We start from the raw sequence: 16,048 nt of genomic DNA on the forward strand, positions 1-16,048 counted from the left end.
GACGCACGTGGGGCCGGTGCCCGGAGCCGTTCGCTCCGGGCACCGGCCCCACGCGGCCGTTCAGGTGTTGCTCGTGCCCCAGTCGTCACCGGCCGAGGCGTTCCGCCGGCCGCCCGCCATCGTGCGCATCCGGTCGCTCACCGAGTGCGGCAGCCGGTCGCCCATCCGGTCGGCCACGGCCGTCCCGGCCTTGCCCGCCGCGTCCCGGCCGCTGACGGCGGCGGCCTCGAAGGTGTTCCGTACGGCCGGGTTCTCGGTGAACCGTTCCGCGGCCTTCCGCAGCTGTTCATACCGCTCACGCCCGGCCTTCGCGCCGGCCACATAGCCGATCGCCAGACCGGCGAGGAACGTCAGTCGGTACCGCATGCTCGACAACCCTTCCGCTCGTCTTCAACGCTCACTGTCCAGGGTGCCCAGATCCTGCGCGCTTACCGATTTCAAACCATGCCCTGGCATGCGCTAATGTATTGCTCGCAGCGAGGGAGCGCCCCCGGAGCACGGCGGACGCACCCACGCAGGGCAGTCCCCTGTAGCTCAATTGGCAGAGCAGCCGGCTGTTAACCGGCAGGTTACTGGTTCGAGTCCAGTCGGGGGAGCTCGTCACACGAAGGGCCCCGTACGGGGCCCTTTTTGGTGATCTTCGCCGATCGCGGAACCACGTCCCACGTGATCGTTGTCTCCCCTCCCGAAGGCCGCAGCCCCGTCCGGGCGGGAGATCGTATAAGGAGCTATGCTGCGGCAGACGGCGCGTACAGATGTACGCGACGCGCCGAACGGGGCGGTAGCTCAGCCGGTTAGAGCAGCGGACTCATAATCCGTCGGCCGTGGGTTCGAGTCCCACCCGCCCCACTCCAGGGCCTCCCGATGGGAGCCGTACCGACCGGCACAACGAGCGTTGAGCGGTCAGGGAACGGGCGGGCGGCGGACCTCGTGAAGATCGCTGGCTGGCCCGCTGTTGGCCCGAGCTGCAAACGATCATGCGTGACGAAGCCCCCGATCAGCCGGAGCTGAAGGGGGCACTCGACCGCGTTGCCGACAGCGCGTGCTGACCGCTCCGACTGCTGGTGACGGGCGCAGGTCGCACTTCCGGCCGCCGCCAGCTCGCGTCCGACACGGATCGCCTCATGCCGTGGCACCAGCTGCGCATCTCCGTGATGATCGACCCATGTGGGTCGGCCCCGGCGGCGCACTGTCGACTCGGAGGGGCCAAGCTAGGCCAGGCAGGAGGAGGCGTTGCCCCCGCGCGTGCGGGGATGCTCCAGTCGGGCACACCTACCCAACGTTGGGTAGGTCGCCCCCGTGCTCGCGCGGATGCTCTTGACTGCGTTTGCAGGGGCTGGCCGTCGGGTGATTCGCTCGGCGGTCCAGCCATCCTGTTTTACCCACTACTCGAACTCGCGCCCAACGACGAGGCCCCGCCCAGCCAGAGCTGAGCGGGGGCCTGGGCGTCGGGCTACTGGGTCGGCTGACCGGCGCCGGGACACATGGCCCGATCACCGGCGGGCTGGTGGGGCGGGCAGGGAGTGCCGGGTGGGACGCTCACCCGGGCCCCACAGGAGCCGCAACCGGACTGGTCAGACATGACTACCTCCTTGATGGATGGTGGTTCAGGTCCGTGCTCGGTGGTGCCTTACGCCCGCCCGTCGCCGGTTCAGCGGACGACGCGGGCGTAGATCCTCGCCGTGTCAGCGAAGAAGAAGGTGACCCCGTCGTTGCCGTCCCGGTTGTCCGGCCGAGAGGACCAGATCACGACATCGACGAGTTCGCGGGAGCCGGAGCGGGCGACGAGCTCGGCGATGAACCGCTCCTCGGGCAGACCACCTGCCGGTACCCGGTCGACGTCGAACGGCTGCTCGGCCTCGGTGACGCGCTCGGGCTCGGTGAACTTGTCCCCGTCGCGGGACTGCGCGATGAACTGGAAGCGCATCTCGCGGCCGTCCATGCGGACAGCCAGCCCGTAGGGGTACCGGTCGTCTCCGGCCTCCTTCAGCGTGGTGACGGTGCCGACCCTGGGGTCGTTCTTGGCCAAATCCAGGACGAGGGCCTCGAAACGCTGGGGTCGCATGGTGGTCTTCCTTCCGTCGGCGGCACGTCAGTCTACGAACGCCGTCGGCCGTGGGTGGGCGTCGCCGGGCGGACGTCGCAGCGTGTCAGACACCTCGGCGGAGCTGGCCGGGCCCTGTCCGGCTAGGGACGGGCGAAGTCACCTCAGCACCTGCCGTCCGGCTCCACAGCGGTGGACGAAGCGTGTACCCGGTGGCGGCATGAGTGGATGCCCGCTCGTCGAGCGGTTCGCGGCAGGGTCAGTGCTGCCCCACCCGCTCCTGAGGTCGTGCACTCATGCCCCTCACACGGGCCGTCCGCGCTCCCACAGCTCCTCGGTGCTCTGCGCGAAACGGTCGAACATGCCGTCGTCCTGGTGGCGGCGGAGGTGCATCATCGGGGAGTCGTGGCCCACCAGCCGTGCCAGATGCGGAGTGACCAGCATCTGATCGTCGAAGCGGAACACCGACAGGCCGACGTGGTGGGACGCGTCCAAGGCGCTGCTGAAGCGGGCCTCGATGCCCTCCGGAGAGCCGAGCTTCTCCAGCGCCTCAAGGGATACGCGGATGCGTGTGGAGACCGAGAGCGTCACGTCCTCGATCTCTTCCCGCTGCCGGGTGAGGTCGCCGGTGGGGTCACCCAGGAGGAACCGTACGCGGCAACCCCGCCCCGCCTTGGTGCGCAACGTGGACGGGAAACCGGGCTGCGAGGTCCACAGGAAGTAGTTCGTGTACCCGGCGAAGACGATGTCCTGCTCGGCTGCGTCGATCAGCTCGGCCCACACCGATGTGGGACATGCCGAGCGATACGGATACACGCTGACCACTTCGCGGTCCGGTCCGGTCTTGACGACCGTTTGCATCGCCTTCGGCCACAGCATCGGCTCATCAACCCCCAGCACTTCGGCCACGTCCGCGCGGTTCCTCGCGTGCGGGACGAGTTCGGCGTCCCCCAACCACCGTTCAACGGGCAAGGCCGTGACACTCACGTGAGGCCCTGACTGACGGGACGACAGTTCCCGGTTCGGTCGTGCTGGAAACCCGCGTGGCCGGGAGGCACGACTGGCTGCCGGGAAGGCGACACCCGCTGCGCGACCATGCCTTGGACGGGGCAGGGCGGCGTTGCTAGGTTGGGGGGCGTGTCGAGTCCTGAGGCGGAGAGAAGCGGGCCACCGGTGATCCGGTGGCTGACCGCGTGACCCTCTGACGACCCCTGCTTCCTCCGGCCCCCGCGCCGGGCAGCGCGTCGCGCCGATCGCCACGGATCCACCGCATCGCGGGAGCACGCCCGGAGTCCGTCCGGGACGTCTCCCACGCGACCACCGACCTTCCGTCCGTGCGTCGCGTCCCCCGTTCTGCGATGTAGTGGGAGCTTCTTCATGCCGTTCGCCGTCTACGTTCTCGGGCTGGCCGTCTTCGCCCAGGGAACGTCCGAGTTCATGCTGTCCGGGCTGGTCGAGGACCTGGCCGCCGATCTGGGCGTCTCCTTGCAGGCCGCCGGTTCTCTCACCTCCGCCTTCGCCGTCGGCATGGTCGTCGGCGCGCCGCTGGTCGCGATGCTGAGCCTGCGGTGGCCGCGTCGCCGGGCGCTGCTCGCCTTTCTCGTCACCTTCCTCCTCGCCCACGTCGTCGGTGCCCTCACGGACGACTTCGAGGTCCTCTTCGTCACCCGGGTCGTCGCCGCACTGTGCAACGCGGGCTTCCTCGCCGTCGGTCTCGCGACGGCGGTGAGCATGGCGGGGCCTCAGGCCAAGGGGCGGGCGACGTCGGTGCTCCTGAGCGGAGTCACCCTCGCCTGCGTCGCGGGGGTGCCCCTCGGGGCCGTCCTGAGCGAGGTGTGGGGCTGGCGCTCCGCTTTCTGGGGCGTCGCGCTCCTCTCCGCTCCCGCGGTCCTCGCGGTGCTGCGGTCCGTTCCGGCGACGCCCGTCGACCCGGCGGCTCCCCGTGTCCGCCACGAGCTGAGGGCGTTCCGTGCGCCTCGGCTGTTGGTCATCCTCGGTCTCGGCGCGCTGGTCAACGGGGCGACGTTCTGCTCGTTCACCTACCTCGCGCCCGTCTTCACCAACGTGACGGCTCTGGGCTCCGGGTGGGTGCCCGCCGTGCTGGCGCTGTTCGGCCTCGGGTCCTTCGTCGGGGTCAACGTGGGCGGCCGGCTGGCGGACAGCCGCCCCGGCCAGGTACTGGCCGTCGGCGGTGCGGCGCTGTTGGTGGGCTGGCTGGTCTTCGCCCTCACCGCCTCGAACCCGGTCGTGGCACTGATCCTCGTCTTCGTTCAGGGGGTGCTCTCCTTCGGCGTGGGATCCACGCTCATCGCGCAGGCCCTGTACACGGCGTCGGACGCCCCCACGCTGGGTGGCGGCTTCGCCACGGCCGCGCTCAACGTCGGTGCCGCCGCCGGGCCGGCCCTGGGCGGTCTCGCCCTGGGCGCCGACCTCGGCTACCGCTCGCCGCTGGTGGTGAGCGCCGTGCTCGTCGGCGTCGCCCTGTCCGTGGCGGGGGTGGCCCGGGTCGCGGGGGTCCTCGGCGCGACGGAGAAGTGTCCGGCGGGTCGTGCGGTGCGGGCCCGATCCTGAGGCCGATCGAGGACCCGACGGAGCCGACCTCCGCGCCGGAGGCGAATGAGGGCCCGGAGCAGCCGGTGGGCGGGGAGGAGTCGCAGGACGCCACGGAGCTGGCCGAGACCGGTGGCGACGACAACACGCCCTACCTGGTGGGCGGGGGCGTCGCCGTCCTGCTCGCGGGGCCGGCCTGGTCGCCCTCAGCCGCCGCCGGGCGAAGGGCTGAGGCCCGAGGCCGCCGCGGTCCCGGCCCGTCCGCCGTCCTCCTCCGCCCTGACACGGGGCAGGACGGCGGGCGCTGCGGGGGCGTACCGGCGCTGCGCCCCCTACGTCTTCTCCGGCTCCAGGTTGTAGAGGCCGTTCAGCTTGCGGAACGCGACCTTGTAGAGGGAGTCGGCGAGCATGAGGGGGCGGCGCAGCATCTTCGGGTGGTACAGCCAGAAGTTGAGGTTGATGTTCAGGCCGTCCACCGCGTCGACCTGGTGCCACCAGCCCATCGGGAGGTACAGCATCTGGCCCGGCTCCAGGACGATGTCCCGGCGCCGGGCCAGCGCGGCCGCGAGCCGGGGGTAGCGGCTGAGGTCGGCGTGGTCGACGCGGACGCTCCTGGAGGTGTTGGCGTAGCCCTGCAGGGGTGAGCGGACGTAGTAGTTCCGGAAGCCCGGGGGCATCACGACGAACCGCTTGCGGCCTTCGAGCTGGATGTTGAAGTTCTCCAGGTCGTCGAAGTGGTTGCGGGACCGCATTCCGGAGTAGTTCACCCACAGGTTCGCCGAGTTCAGCGGGGCCCGGTAGTCGAACATTCTGGTGGTGTCGAAGCCGAGCAGTGCGCTGATCGTCTCCGCGTGGTGCTTGATGTTGGAGACGACGCGGTAGGTGCCGTCCGTGTTCGAGGTGTAGGGCTCCTTCTCGAAGAATTCCCGCAGGGGTATTTTCGAGACCTCGGCGCGTGTTTCGTTCTCCTTGGTGCGGTCCTTTCGGACCAGTGTCACCGTGGCATCCCCGAGCTTTTCCAGAACGGCGGTGCGGTAGTGCCCGGGGTCGGGGGAGGGAAGGACGTCGATCACCGCGGGGGTGTCCGCTTTGATGACGGCTTCCGGGCCCCAGGCCAGGAATTCCTTGAGGCTCAACCGGGGATGGGGAACGCTCTTGATGCCGAAGTACGCGGTATCGGTGTCGCTCATCAGGAAATCCCCCCTCTGTGACGGTGGCTGCGCTGCGGGGTGGAGTGCCCGCTCCCAGCGAGCAGGTGGCCGCCGCGCGGTCCCCGGGTGCCATGCGTATAGACACTATGGCATGGCAGGGACACCTTAAACGATCAAGAGGGTGATCTCCAGCCCTGGTCAGGGATCGTTCCGGCAGGCCGAACCGACGTGCCGCTGCGCGGCGTCACCCACGTCGACCGGGTGGGCGAGGTGCTACCCGAGGCCGAGGTCGGGCCACACGACGGTGGTGGCGCCCCAGGTCAGCCCGCCGCCGAAGGCGGTCATGAGGACGCGGTGCCCCGGGGTGAGCGTGCCGTCCTGCGCGGCCTGGGAGAGCAGGAGGGGGATCGAGGCGGCGGCGGTGTTGCCGACCCGTCCGATGTTGTGCACGCACCGCGCCGGCGGGATGTCCAGCTCCGAGGCGACGAAGGAGGTGATGCGGGCGTTGGCCTGGTGGGCCACGAGCCGGTCCACCGTCCCCAGCGACCAGCCTGCGGCCGTCACCGCGCTCCGGGACGCCTCGCCCATGCGCTCGACGGCCTGCCGGAAGACCTCCCGGCCGCGCATTCGGAAGTAGCCGTCGGGCGCGGTGTCCGCCGGTCCGTCGGCACGGTGCCGGGAGCCGCCCGCGTCGACGGTGATCAACGCGCGGCGTCCCCCGTCGCTGCCGAGCACGACGGGCCCGATCGCCCCGGGCTCCTCGGCGGAGCCGCGCCGCAGGACGACCGCCCCCGCGCCGTCGCCGAAGATCGGGACGGTGGTGCGGTCCTGCGGGTCCAGCAGGGTGGAGAACGTCTCGGCCGCGATGAGGAGCACGCGGTCCGCGGTGCCCCCCGCGATGAGCCCGGCCGCCGTCGCGAGGCCGTAGAGGAAGCCGGTGCACACGGCGGAGACGTCGAACGCGGCGATGCCCGTCATGCCGAGACGGGCGGCGACGTCCGGGGCCGTGGCGGGGCAGGGGTGGTCGGGTGTCGTCGTGGCGAGGACGAGGGCCTGGATCTCACCGCCGCCGGCCGACTTCAGCGCTCGGGCGCCCGCCTCCACCGCCAGGTCGGAGGTGGCCGTGCCCGGGCCGGCCAGATGCCGGGTGGAGATGCCGGTCCGGCCGCGGATCCACTCCTCCGAGGTGTCGAGCCGCGAGCTCAGCTCCTCGTTGGTCACGACCGTGGGCGGGAGCCAGTGTCCGAGGCCGCAGAGCACCGCCGCCCGGTCCGCCGGTCCGGTGGTGGGGAGGCCGTCATCCGTCATCGACGCGCGCCGGGACGCCGGGAGTTGCGGAATATCCGTCGCACAGCACTTACCTCGCCCGCTCGGTCGGTCGTGTCGGCGATCAGTGTAGAGCGGGCGGACGTCCGGGGATTCCCGGCCGGCACGCCCGTCACGCCCCGCCCGGACCGGGGAGCCCCAGGTCAGCGCGGTGTGGGCGGCGCGAGCGGCGGTGCCGCCCGGGTAGGATGACGACGGCCGCCCGATCCCCGTCCGGAATGCCGGGTGCGCGGCCGCGGTGAAGGTCCTTTCACGAAAAGGACGTTGATCATGTGGTGGTCCGTCAGTACGCTCAGGCATATGACGCTCAAGGCGCTTACCGCCGCTCAGGCCGAGCAGTTCCGCCGGGACGGTTACTGTATAGTTCCGGGTTTTCTGAGCCAGGACGACATCACCTACATCAAGGCGTACTACCAGCGCGTCGCCGCGGCCCAGTCCGCGTCGGTCTCCGCGTCGGACGGTACGGCCTGGGATCAGGACGGAAGTGCCACGCCGGTGCTGCGCCGCGTTCCGGCGCCTTTCGACAACGACGCCGGTTTCCGTGAGATATTCGGTTCCTCACGTGTTCTCGATCACGTCGAGGACCTGATGGGGCCCCGCATCTATCTGCACTCCTCCAAGCTGATTTTCAAGCCCGCGAGAAGTGGCCGTCGCAAACCGATGCACCAGGATCTCGCATACTGGACGGACCTGTCGGCGCGGCAGCTCACCCTCTGGTGCGCGATCGACCCGGCGACGCCGGAGCGCGGCGGCATCGAGCTTCTCCCCGGCTCGCACCAACAGCTCCTGCCGCACGAGGACCTGGACGACTACCAGGTGCGCGAGAACACCCTGGACCTGAGCAGGGTCGAGGCGGCCGTCATGGAGCCCGGCGACGCGCTCTTCCTGGACGTCCTCACCGTCCACGCCAGCGCGCGCAACCGCTCCGACCACGACCGGCTCGCCTCCGTCGTCAACTACTACTCGGAGCCCAAGAACTCCACGCAGGTCTCGCGCTACGGCTCCGAGCGTCCGCTGCGCGACGCGCCGCTGCCGCAGAACTCCTAGGCGGTCACTCCTCCATGGTCTCCAGCAAGGCCGAAGACGGCCCCGTCGTGCTCGGGATGTCGTGCAGCCACGACGCCTCGGCGTGTCTCCTGCGCGGCGGGCAGGTCGTCGCCGCCATCCAGCTCGAACGGCTCACGCGCGTCAAGCGGGATGGCCGCCCCTACCTCAACACGCGGCTCGCCGCCGACTACTGCCTCGACGCGGCGGGCCTCACGCCCGACGACGTCGACCTGTTCGCGTTCAACACCCAGAACCTGGTGCCCACCCAGGTGGGTCTCAACTTCCCCTTCGCGGACGAGGGTTTCGATCTCTTCGATCCCGTGGGGGAGCGGTCGGTCTTCGTCTCCCACCACCTGGCCCACGCCTTCGCGACGTTCTTCTCCAGCCCGTTCGACCGGTCGGCCGTCTGGGTGGTGGACGGCTCCGGGGGCAGCGTGATCGGGGCCGACGACCTTCTGCTGCGCGGGCCCGAGCTCGCCGCGTACGTGAACACGCCGATGCCCGTGCCCCGGCCGCCGTACCACGTCGAGTCGGCGTACGTCTTCGACCGGAGCGGCTACCGGCTGGTCGACCGGGCCGTGGCGGCGTCCTTCCACCCCATGTGCGGGTCCTCCTCGCTGGGGGAGACCTACGCGGCCGTCTCCCAGTACGTCTTCGGCGACTGGCAGGAGGGCGGGAAGCTGATGGGGCTGGCCCCCTACGGCGACGCGGCGCGCTTCGGGGAGAGCCTGCTGACCCGGGACGGCGACGGGGTGTCCCGCTTCGGCAGCGCGTGGAAGCAGGACCTCCGCCGGGCCAACCGGCGGGGCGGCCCCATGGAGTACCGCGATCTCGCCGCGCGGGTGCAGGCCGACCTGGAGGTGGCGCTGACCGAGCGCGCCACCCGGGTGCTGGAGCGCACCGGCGAGGCCGACCTGGCCTACGCCGGCGGCGTGGCGCTCAACGGCGTCGCGAACCAGCGCATGGTGCGGGAGTCGGGCGTACGCCGGTTCTACGCCATGCCGGCCAGCCACGACGCGGGGGTCTCCGTCGGCGTCGCGGCGGCCGCGCACTACCTGCTCACCGGCGAGACCAAGGGCCGCCCGGTGCCGCACGACTTCCTGGGCCGCCCCTACCGGCCCGAGGAGGTCGACGCCGCGCTGCGGGCCCGGAGCGGCTTCCTGGACGTCGGCCGGTACGAGCAGGAGGAGGTCGTCGAACGGCTGGCCGGCGGGCAGGTGGTCGGCTGGTTCGAGGGCGGCTCCGAGTTCGGGCCGCGTGCGCTCGGTCACCGCTCCATCATGGCCGCGCCGTTCGAGCGCGGGACTTGGGAACACCTCAACCGTTCGATCAAGTACCGCGAGGAGTTCCGGCCCTACGCGCCCATCGTGCCGGTGGAGGTGGCCGACCGGTTCTTCGACATGGGCCCGGACCCGGAGAGCCCGTACATGCTGCGGGTCGTGCCCGTCCGCCCCGAGTGGCGGGACCGCCTCGGCGCCGTGACCCACGTCGACGGGTCGGCCCGCGTCCAGACGGTCGACCGCGTCCGCAATCCGCGCTGGCACGCGCTGCTCACGGCGTTCGGCGAGCGGACGGGGGTGCCGGTCCTCGTCAACACGAGCATGAACGTGCGGGGTGAGCCGATCGTCGAGACGCCCGGGCAGGCCGTCGACGTGCTGCTGGCCACGCAGATGGACGCGCTGGTGATCGAGGACCGCGTCGTGGCCCCCGCCCCACCGCCGCTCGCCGGCGCCGACGCCCTGGCGGACTGCCTGCCGGCCCGGGCGCCGGGCGTCGAGCTGAGCGCCACGGTCGGGGAGGACGGGCCCGCCTACCGGCTGACCAGCCGGCCCCGGAGCGGCCCGGGCCTGGAGCTGACGCCGTCCGCCTTCCTGCTGCTGGCGCACGCCGACGGCGCCACGCCGCTGCGCGACCTGCTGACGGCGCACTGCCCGGAGGCGGAGCAGCGCGCGGAGGCGCTGCGCGTCGTGCGCGGGCTGCTGGCCGAGCGGCTGCTGCTGGCCCGGGGGAGGTCTCTCGCCGATGCCCCGGAGTGAACCCCTGAAGGCCGCGGTGCTCGGCGCCGGACTCATCGGCATCGACCTCGTCACCAAGATCCAGCGGTCCCCCGCGCTGAGCTGCGCGCTGGTGGTCGGGCGCACCGACGAGACGCGCGGGCTGCGGCACGCCGCCGCGCTGGGCTGCGCGACGGCGGCGGGCGGCGTGGACGCGCTGGTCGCCGGACGCGAGCCGTTCGACGTCGTCTTCGACGCCACCAACGCGATGGCGCACGCCGAGCACTGGGCCCGGCTCCGGCCGCTCGGGACGCTGCTGGTGGACCTCACGCCGAGCCGGGTGGGCCACATGGTCGTGCCCACGGTGAACGGCGCCGACGCGTTGCTGCACCGCAACGTCAACCTCGTCAGCTGCGGGGGGCAGGCCTCCGTGCCCGTCCTGCACGCGCTCGCGCGCCACTACCGGCCGGAGTACATCGAGGTGGTGACCACGGCCGCGAGCGTCAGCGTGGGCCGGGCCACCCGCCTCAACCTGGACGAGTACATCGCGACGACGGAGGACGCCGCGCGGACGTTCACCGGTGTCGCCGACGTCAAGGCCATCGTCAACCTGAGCCCCGCCCGGCCGCCCACCCCGTTCCGCGTCGCGATGTCCCTCGTCGTGCCCGGAGCGGACGCGGACACCGTCGCGGCACAGGTCGACGCGGCGGCGGCCGAGGTGCGCCGCCACACCCCCGGCTACCGGGTGACCGCCTGCACCGTCACCGACGAGCGGATCTTCGTCGCGGTCGAGGTGACCGCCGCGGGGGACCGCATCCCCCGGTACGCGGGGAACCTGGACATCATCAACGCCGCCGCCGTGCTGATCGCCGAGCGGTACGCCGCGCGTCAGCCCCTGGTGGGCGCCACGGAGGAGCTGTCGTGAACCGGACGGTGGACGAGCCAGCGGGGGACCGGCCGCGCATCGTGATCCACGACCCCACCCTGCGGGACGGGCACCACGCGGTGCGTCACCAGCTCGACGCGGAGCAGCTGCGCGGCTACGCGGCGGCGGCCGACGCCGCGGGGGTGCCGGTGGTCGAGGTGGGGCACGGGAACGGCCTGGGCGCCTCGTCCCTGCAGGTCGGCCGGGCCAGGCTCCGCGACGACGAGATGCTGGCGGTCGTCCGGGAGGCCCTGCCGAACAGCCGGATGGGCGTCTTCATGCTGCCCGGCTGGGGCACGAGCGACGACCTGCGCCGGGCGGTCCGGCACGGCGCGGACGTCGTGCGCATCGGCGCCCACTGCACCGAGGGCGACGTCGCCGAGCGTCACCTGGACGTCCTCGGGGAGAGCGGTGTCGAGGCGCAGGGCGTCCTGCTCATGAGCCACATGGCCGAGCCGGGGCGACTGGCCGAGCAGTGCGCGGCGCTCGTCTCCTACGGGGCGCGGGCCGTCGGGATCTTCGACTCCTCCGGGCACTACCTCCCCGCCGACGTCACGGAACGGATCACCGCGATCACGGCCGCGGTGGACGTGCCGGTGATCTTCCACGCGCACAACAACCTGGGCATGGCGGTGGCCAACTCGGTCGCCGCCGCGACGGCGGGCGCCACGATCGTCGACGCCTGCGCCCGGGGCTTCGGCGCCGGGGCCGGGAACACCCAGCTGGAGGTCGTCGTGCCGGTGCTGGAACGGATGGGATTCGCCACCGGCATCGACCTCTACGCCCTCCTGGACGCGGGCGACCTGGCCGAGCGGACCCTCATGCCCGCGCCCCCCACCATCAGCTCCGAAAGCATAGTGAGCGGCCTGGCTGGGGTATTCTCAGGCTTCAAAAACCGGGTGCTGGACGCCTCCCGCCGCGCGGGGGTCGATCCGCGCGACGTCTTCTTCGAGTTGGGCAGGCGGCAGGTGGTCGCCGGGCAGGAGGACCTCATCGTCGACGTCGTGACGGAGCTGCGGAGCGACACCACGCTCCGCGCGCGTGACGACGGTGGACGGGGAGCCGCTCGGAGCTGACCGTTTCGTGACGGTCCGGACGGACGGACAGGACACACCCACCCGAAAACGACTATTGCTACGGTGCGTGAAGCGATTCCCATGAACGAGTTGGCCAAGCAGAACGAAGCCCGTCGGCACGAGGTGGAGGCCCTTCGCGACGCCGTGCGCGAACGCCGACGCGCCTCGACGCCGCCGGCCGCCGGGGACTATCCGCTGGCCCACGTCAAGGCACGCATCGAGCAGGCACTGCGGGAGCGCTCCGGCCGCGACACGCTGGACTGGGAGGTCGACATCCTCGACCGCACCCGCTTCGGCGCCGACCTGGCGGTGCGGTTGACGGGGCTGCTCAAGGAGGGCGGGGCGAAGGAGTACATCGCCTCCCACGTCCCGTGGATCGTCGAGGCGCTGTCGTCGCCCTCGCTCCGCGACGCCGTCGCGGAGGTCAGCCGCAAGGGCATCTACGTCAACGTCCGGCTGACCGACGCCTGGTACCTGGCCGGGGTGGCCTCCGTCGTCGCCCTGGACAGCCGCTTCGGGCACAACGACCGCCGGGCCGACCGCACGCACATCGTCGACTACTCCTCGCCCAACGTGGCGAAGGTGCTGCACGCCGGTCACCTGCGGTCGACCATGATCGGCCACGTGCTGAGCAACCTCTACGAGGCCTGCGGCGCCCTGGTCTACCGGGTCAACCACATCAACGACTTCGGCGGCTTCGGCTTCATGCTGGAGGGCTACCGCCGGTTCGAGCCGCACTTCCCCCCGGAGCTCGGCGACAACGAGCGGCTGCTGTCCATCTACGCCATCCGGCGCGGGTTGGAGCGGACGGTCGCGGCGGGCACCGACCTCGACCGCGCGGCCGAGGGCGACCGCAAGGTCATCGAGACCTACTTCCCCGGAGTGACCGAGGCGCACGCGCTGCGGCGGACGTACGAGGAGTTCGTCGCCGCCTCCGACGCCCGCTTCCAGCGGCTGGAGGAGGGCGACCCGGAGGAGGTCGAGCTCTGGCTGCGCATGGTCCGGTGGAGCCTGGCCGACTTCCGGGAGTTCTACGCCGCGCTCGACATCGACATCGACTTCACCATCGGTGAGAGCTTCTACCTGGACGCGGGGAACGCCGCCGTCGACGAGGCGATCCGCGGCGGCCGGGCCTACGAGCTGACCCAGGAGATGGTGGACCGCGAGGCCGCCGAGCTCACGGGCCTCGTCGAGAAGGACGAGATGACGCCCGAGGTGCGGGACAAGGCCGTCACCTCCCTGCAGAAGGACCTCGGCGCGATCGTGGTGCCGCTGAAGAAGGGCGAGCGCCTCGTCGTGCGCCGCTCCGACGGCCGGAGCATCTACGCCACCCGCGACGTCGGCGCCATCAAGCTGCGGCGCGAGCTGTTCGCACCGACCGACATCAACTACGTGGTGGGTCAGGAGCAGCGCGTCCACTTCTCCCGGCTGTTCGAGGCCGCCGAGGTCATGGGCCTGGCCGAGCCGGGCGAGCTGAACCTCACGCACACGTGGTTCGGCTTCTACGTGGACGCCGCCTCCGGCAAGAAGCTCTCCAGCCGGGACAGCGTCGCCGGCGTCAACGAGCTGCTGGCCGGCTCCGTCGAGCACTTCCGCGCCAAGACCGCCGAGAGCGGCGGGATGACGGAGGAGGAGATCGACGAGGCCGCCCGCCAGCTCGCCGTCGGTTCGGTCGTCTTCAACGACCTCAAGAAGGACATGAAGGCGTCCGTCAGCATCGCCAAGGACGACCTGAACTCGACCATCGCGGGCTTCGAGAAGGCGGGCGGCGCCTACGTCGTCTACTCCGCCTGCCGCGCCCGGGCGATCCTGCGCAAGTACGACCGGCCGCTGCCCGAGGCCGCCGCCATCGGCGCGTTCGACGTCAGCGACCAGGAGGCCCTGCTGATCCTCCGCCTCCTGGAGTTCCCGGAGAAGGTGGCCCGGGCCGCCGAGGAGGACGACCCGGCCGTCGTGGTCCGGCACCTGCTCGACATCTCCGGGATCTACAACTCGTACTACGCCAGCGCCCCCGTGCTGCAGGGCGGCCAGGCGAACGAGTTCCGCCTGCTCATCACGAAGTCCGTGCAGACGGTCCTCGTCAACGGGCTCGCGATGTGCCACGTCGAGTGCCCCCCGAAGATCTGATGGGGGACGGGGGGCGGGCCGCGGGCCGACTGGACGGGCGGCGGGCGATCGTCACCGGCGGTGCGAACGGCATAGGCCGCGCCATCGCCACGGCGTTCGCCCGCGAGGGGTGCGACGTCTTCTTCACCGCGCTGAGCGACGAGCCCGCCGCCCGCTCGACCCGCGCCGAGCTGCGCGGGTACGGCGTCGCGGCGGACTTCACGCTGCTCGACGCCGCCGCCCCGGACGCCGTCGACCGGCTGATGGGCGCGGCGGCCGAGGCGATCGGGCTGCCGGACGTGCTGGTGAACAACGCCGCCACGGCGACCCGTACCGGCTTCCTCGACCTGACGCCGCAGGAGTACGACCGGGTCATGGAGGTCAACCTCCGGTTCCCGTTCTTCGCCATCCAGGCGTTCGCGGCCCGGCTGCGCGCCGCCGGGGCCCGGGGCAGCGTCGTCAACATCAGCTCGCTCAGCGCGTCGAGCGCCGTCAGCGCCATGGCGCACTACCAGTGCAGCAAGGCGGGGTTGTCGATGCTGACGCGGAGCGCCGCCTACGAGCTGGCGCCGTTCGGCATCCGCGTCAACACGGTCTCCCCGGGCCTGACCGCCACCAAGTCCAACGCCGTGCAGTGGCGCGACGATCCGGACCTGTGGGCCGAGCGCGGCAAGGACATCCCGCTGGGTCGTCCCGGCCGTCCCGAGGACCTGGCGGGCGCGGCGGTGTTCCTGGCCTCCGCCGAGTCGGCGTGGATGACGGGCGGCGACATCGCCGTCGACGGCGGCGAGGTGGCCCTGTGAGCGAGCCGACGGCGGCGTGGGCCCCGCGGCTGATCGACCCGTCCGTGCTGGACCGGGACGACCTGCTGCGCCCCGTCGTCGACGCGCTGGGCCGGGCCTTCCGCGACCTGCGCGGGGGCCGGGCCCACAGCGCGGACCGGACCCTGCTGCAGACGGGCGAGGAACCCCGCAACCAGCTGCTGGTGAGCCCGGCGGCGTGGGAGCGGCACGGTGTGGCGGGCCTGAAGATCACCACGCTCACCCCTGGAAACCCCGGCCGGGGCCTGCCGCTGATCCACGGCATCGTCGCCCTCGTCGACCTGCGGACGGGCCGGGTGGCGGCCCTGCTGGACGGCGCGGCGCTCACCGCCCTCCGCACGGGCGCCGTCGCCGGGCTGGCCACCGAGCTCTGCGCACCGCCGGAGGCCGGCGACCTCGCGGTCGTCGGGGCCGGGGTGCAGGCGCGGGCCCTGCTGCGCGCCATGGCGGCCGTGCGCCCGGTGCACACCGTCCGGCTCCACTCCCGGACCCGGCCGCGCGCGGAGGAACTGGCCGACTGGGCGCGCGAGCGCTTCGGGCCGCGCACGCGGGTGACGGTGTGCGGCGACGCCCGCTCGGCGGTCCGGGACGCGGAGATCGTCTGCACCGCGACCTCCACGGACGACGCGACGCCCGTCGTCGAGGCCGGGTGGGTGGCGGACGGCGCCCACCTCAACGTGATCGGCGGCACCCACGAGGACGCCGTCGAGGTCGCCCCCGAGCTGCTGGCCTCGGCCTTCGTCGCGGTGGAGCAGCGGGCCGACGCGCTGGAGGAGGCGGGGGAGGTCCGGGCCGCACTCGCCGCCGGGCTGATCGGAGCCGACGCGCTGCACGAACTCGGCGCGCTGCTCGACGGGGACGTCACCCCGCCCGCCGGCCGGACGACGCTGTTCCGCAGCGTGGGCCTGTCGATCGAGGACACCGCCGCCGCTGCCGCCGTCCACGACGTCGTCACGGCGGACGCCTGACGCCCGACGCCCGACCGGGCCCCGTGCCCGACGCGCGCGC

General features: G+C 71.9%; 13 protein-coding genes, 2 tRNA genes and 1 pseudogene. 11 read left to right on the forward strand and 5 right to left on the reverse strand.

Translation table 11 applies throughout. From position 1 onward, the window contains the following. Positions 1 to 60: 60 nt before the first annotated feature. Positions 61 to 366: a YtxH domain-containing protein gene (locus tag V6D49_RS20090; RefSeq protein ID WP_340561667.1), complete on the reverse strand. Its 306-nt coding sequence runs from the start codon at positions 364 to 366 to the stop codon at positions 61 to 63. Between the two features lie 157 nt (positions 367 to 523). Between V6D49_RS20090 and V6D49_RS20095 the strand changes: the two genes are divergently transcribed. Continuing rightward, positions 524 to 596, forward strand: a tRNA-Asn gene (locus tag V6D49_RS20095). Between the two features lie 179 nt (positions 597 to 775). Beyond that, positions 776 to 849: transfer RNA gene (locus V6D49_RS20100), tRNA-Ile, on the forward strand. Positions 850 to 1,651: 802 nt separating this feature from the next. On the opposite strand, the gene V6D49_RS20105 is transcribed toward V6D49_RS20100, so the two are convergent. Together V6D49_RS20105 and V6D49_RS20110 are read right to left on the reverse strand one after the other, a co-directional pair. Next, entirely contained in the window at positions 1,652 to 2,065 is a 414-nt protein-coding gene (locus tag V6D49_RS20105; RefSeq protein ID WP_340561668.1) for a hypothetical protein, read from the reverse strand. A 282-nt stretch (positions 2,066 to 2,347) separates the two neighbouring features. Continuing rightward, positions 2,348 to 2,953, reverse strand: a complete 606-nt coding sequence (locus tag V6D49_RS20110) for an XRE family transcriptional regulator (protein ID WP_340561669.1) — start codon at positions 2,951 to 2,953, stop codon at positions 2,348 to 2,350. A 468-nt stretch (positions 2,954 to 3,421) separates the two neighbouring features. Between V6D49_RS20110 and V6D49_RS20115 the strand changes: the two genes are divergently transcribed. Beyond that, complete coding sequence (locus tag V6D49_RS20115) at positions 3,422 to 4,615, forward strand: Cmx/CmrA family chloramphenicol efflux MFS transporter (protein ID WP_340561670.1); 1,194 nt, start codon at positions 3,422 to 3,424, stop codon at positions 4,613 to 4,615. A 65-nt stretch (positions 4,616 to 4,680) separates the two neighbouring features. Further along, positions 4,681 to 4,776 (forward strand): annotated as a pseudogene (locus tag V6D49_RS26240) (LAETG motif-containing sortase-dependent surface protein); the annotation flags it as partial. A gap of 150 nt (positions 4,777 to 4,926) precedes the next feature. Here V6D49_RS26240 and V6D49_RS20120 read toward each other — a convergent pair. Both V6D49_RS20120 and V6D49_RS20125 read right to left on the reverse strand, forming a co-directional pair. After that, entirely contained in the window at positions 4,927 to 5,784 is an 858-nt protein-coding gene (locus tag V6D49_RS20120) for a cupin-like domain-containing protein (protein ID WP_340561671.1), read from the reverse strand. 234 nt (positions 5,785 to 6,018) lie between these two features. Then, positions 6,019 to 7,053 (reverse strand): beta-ketoacyl-ACP synthase III, encoded by a 1,035-nt coding sequence (locus V6D49_RS20125; protein WP_340561673.1) that lies wholly within the window; start codon positions 7,051 to 7,053, stop codon positions 6,019 to 6,021. Positions 7,054 to 7,371: 318 nt separating this feature from the next. Here V6D49_RS20125 and V6D49_RS20130 point away from each other — a divergent pair, with 318 nt between their 5' ends. From V6D49_RS20130 to V6D49_RS20160, 7 genes are all read left to right on the forward strand, one after another. After that, positions 7,372 to 8,118, forward strand: coding sequence for a phytanoyl-CoA dioxygenase family protein (locus tag V6D49_RS20130; RefSeq protein WP_340561674.1), 747 nt, complete (start codon positions 7,372 to 7,374; stop codon positions 8,116 to 8,118). Between the two features lie 14 nt (positions 8,119 to 8,132). Then, positions 8,133 to 10,154, forward strand: a complete 2,022-nt coding sequence (locus V6D49_RS20135) for a carbamoyltransferase family protein (RefSeq protein ID WP_340561677.1) — start codon at positions 8,133 to 8,135, stop codon at positions 10,152 to 10,154. Then, positions 10,141 to 11,037, forward strand: coding sequence for an acetaldehyde dehydrogenase (acetylating) (locus V6D49_RS20140; protein WP_340561679.1), 897 nt, complete (start codon positions 10,141 to 10,143; stop codon positions 11,035 to 11,037). Before V6D49_RS20135 ends, V6D49_RS20140 begins: the two co-directional genes overlap by 14 nt. Continuing rightward, positions 11,034 to 12,113 (forward strand): 4-hydroxy-2-oxovalerate aldolase, encoded by a 1,080-nt coding sequence (gene dmpG, locus V6D49_RS20145; protein ID WP_340561680.1) that lies wholly within the window; start codon positions 11,034 to 11,036, stop codon positions 12,111 to 12,113. Before V6D49_RS20140 ends, dmpG begins: the two co-directional genes overlap by 4 nt. 63 nt (positions 12,114 to 12,176) lie before the next feature. Further along, a complete protein-coding gene (argS, locus tag V6D49_RS20150; protein WP_340561681.1) occupies positions 12,177 to 14,240 on the forward strand; it encodes an arginine--tRNA ligase domain-containing protein in 2,064 nt (687 codons plus the stop codon). Further along, positions 14,222 to 15,022: an SDR family NAD(P)-dependent oxidoreductase gene (locus tag V6D49_RS20155; protein WP_340561682.1), complete on the forward strand. Its 801-nt coding sequence runs from the start codon at positions 14,222 to 14,224 to the stop codon at positions 15,020 to 15,022. The genes argS and V6D49_RS20155 overlap by 19 nt, the downstream gene beginning before the upstream one ends. Further along, entirely contained in the window at positions 15,019 to 16,008 is a 990-nt protein-coding gene (locus V6D49_RS20160) for an ornithine cyclodeaminase family protein (protein ID WP_445330558.1), read from the forward strand. The genes V6D49_RS20155 and V6D49_RS20160 overlap by 4 nt, the downstream gene beginning before the upstream one ends. The last annotated feature ends 40 nt before the right edge of the window (positions 16,009 to 16,048 follow it).

The sequence above is a fragment of the Streptomyces sp. GSL17-111 genome (assembly GCF_037911585.1).
Lineage (GTDB): Bacteria > Actinomycetota > Actinomycetes > Streptomycetales > Streptomycetaceae > Streptomyces.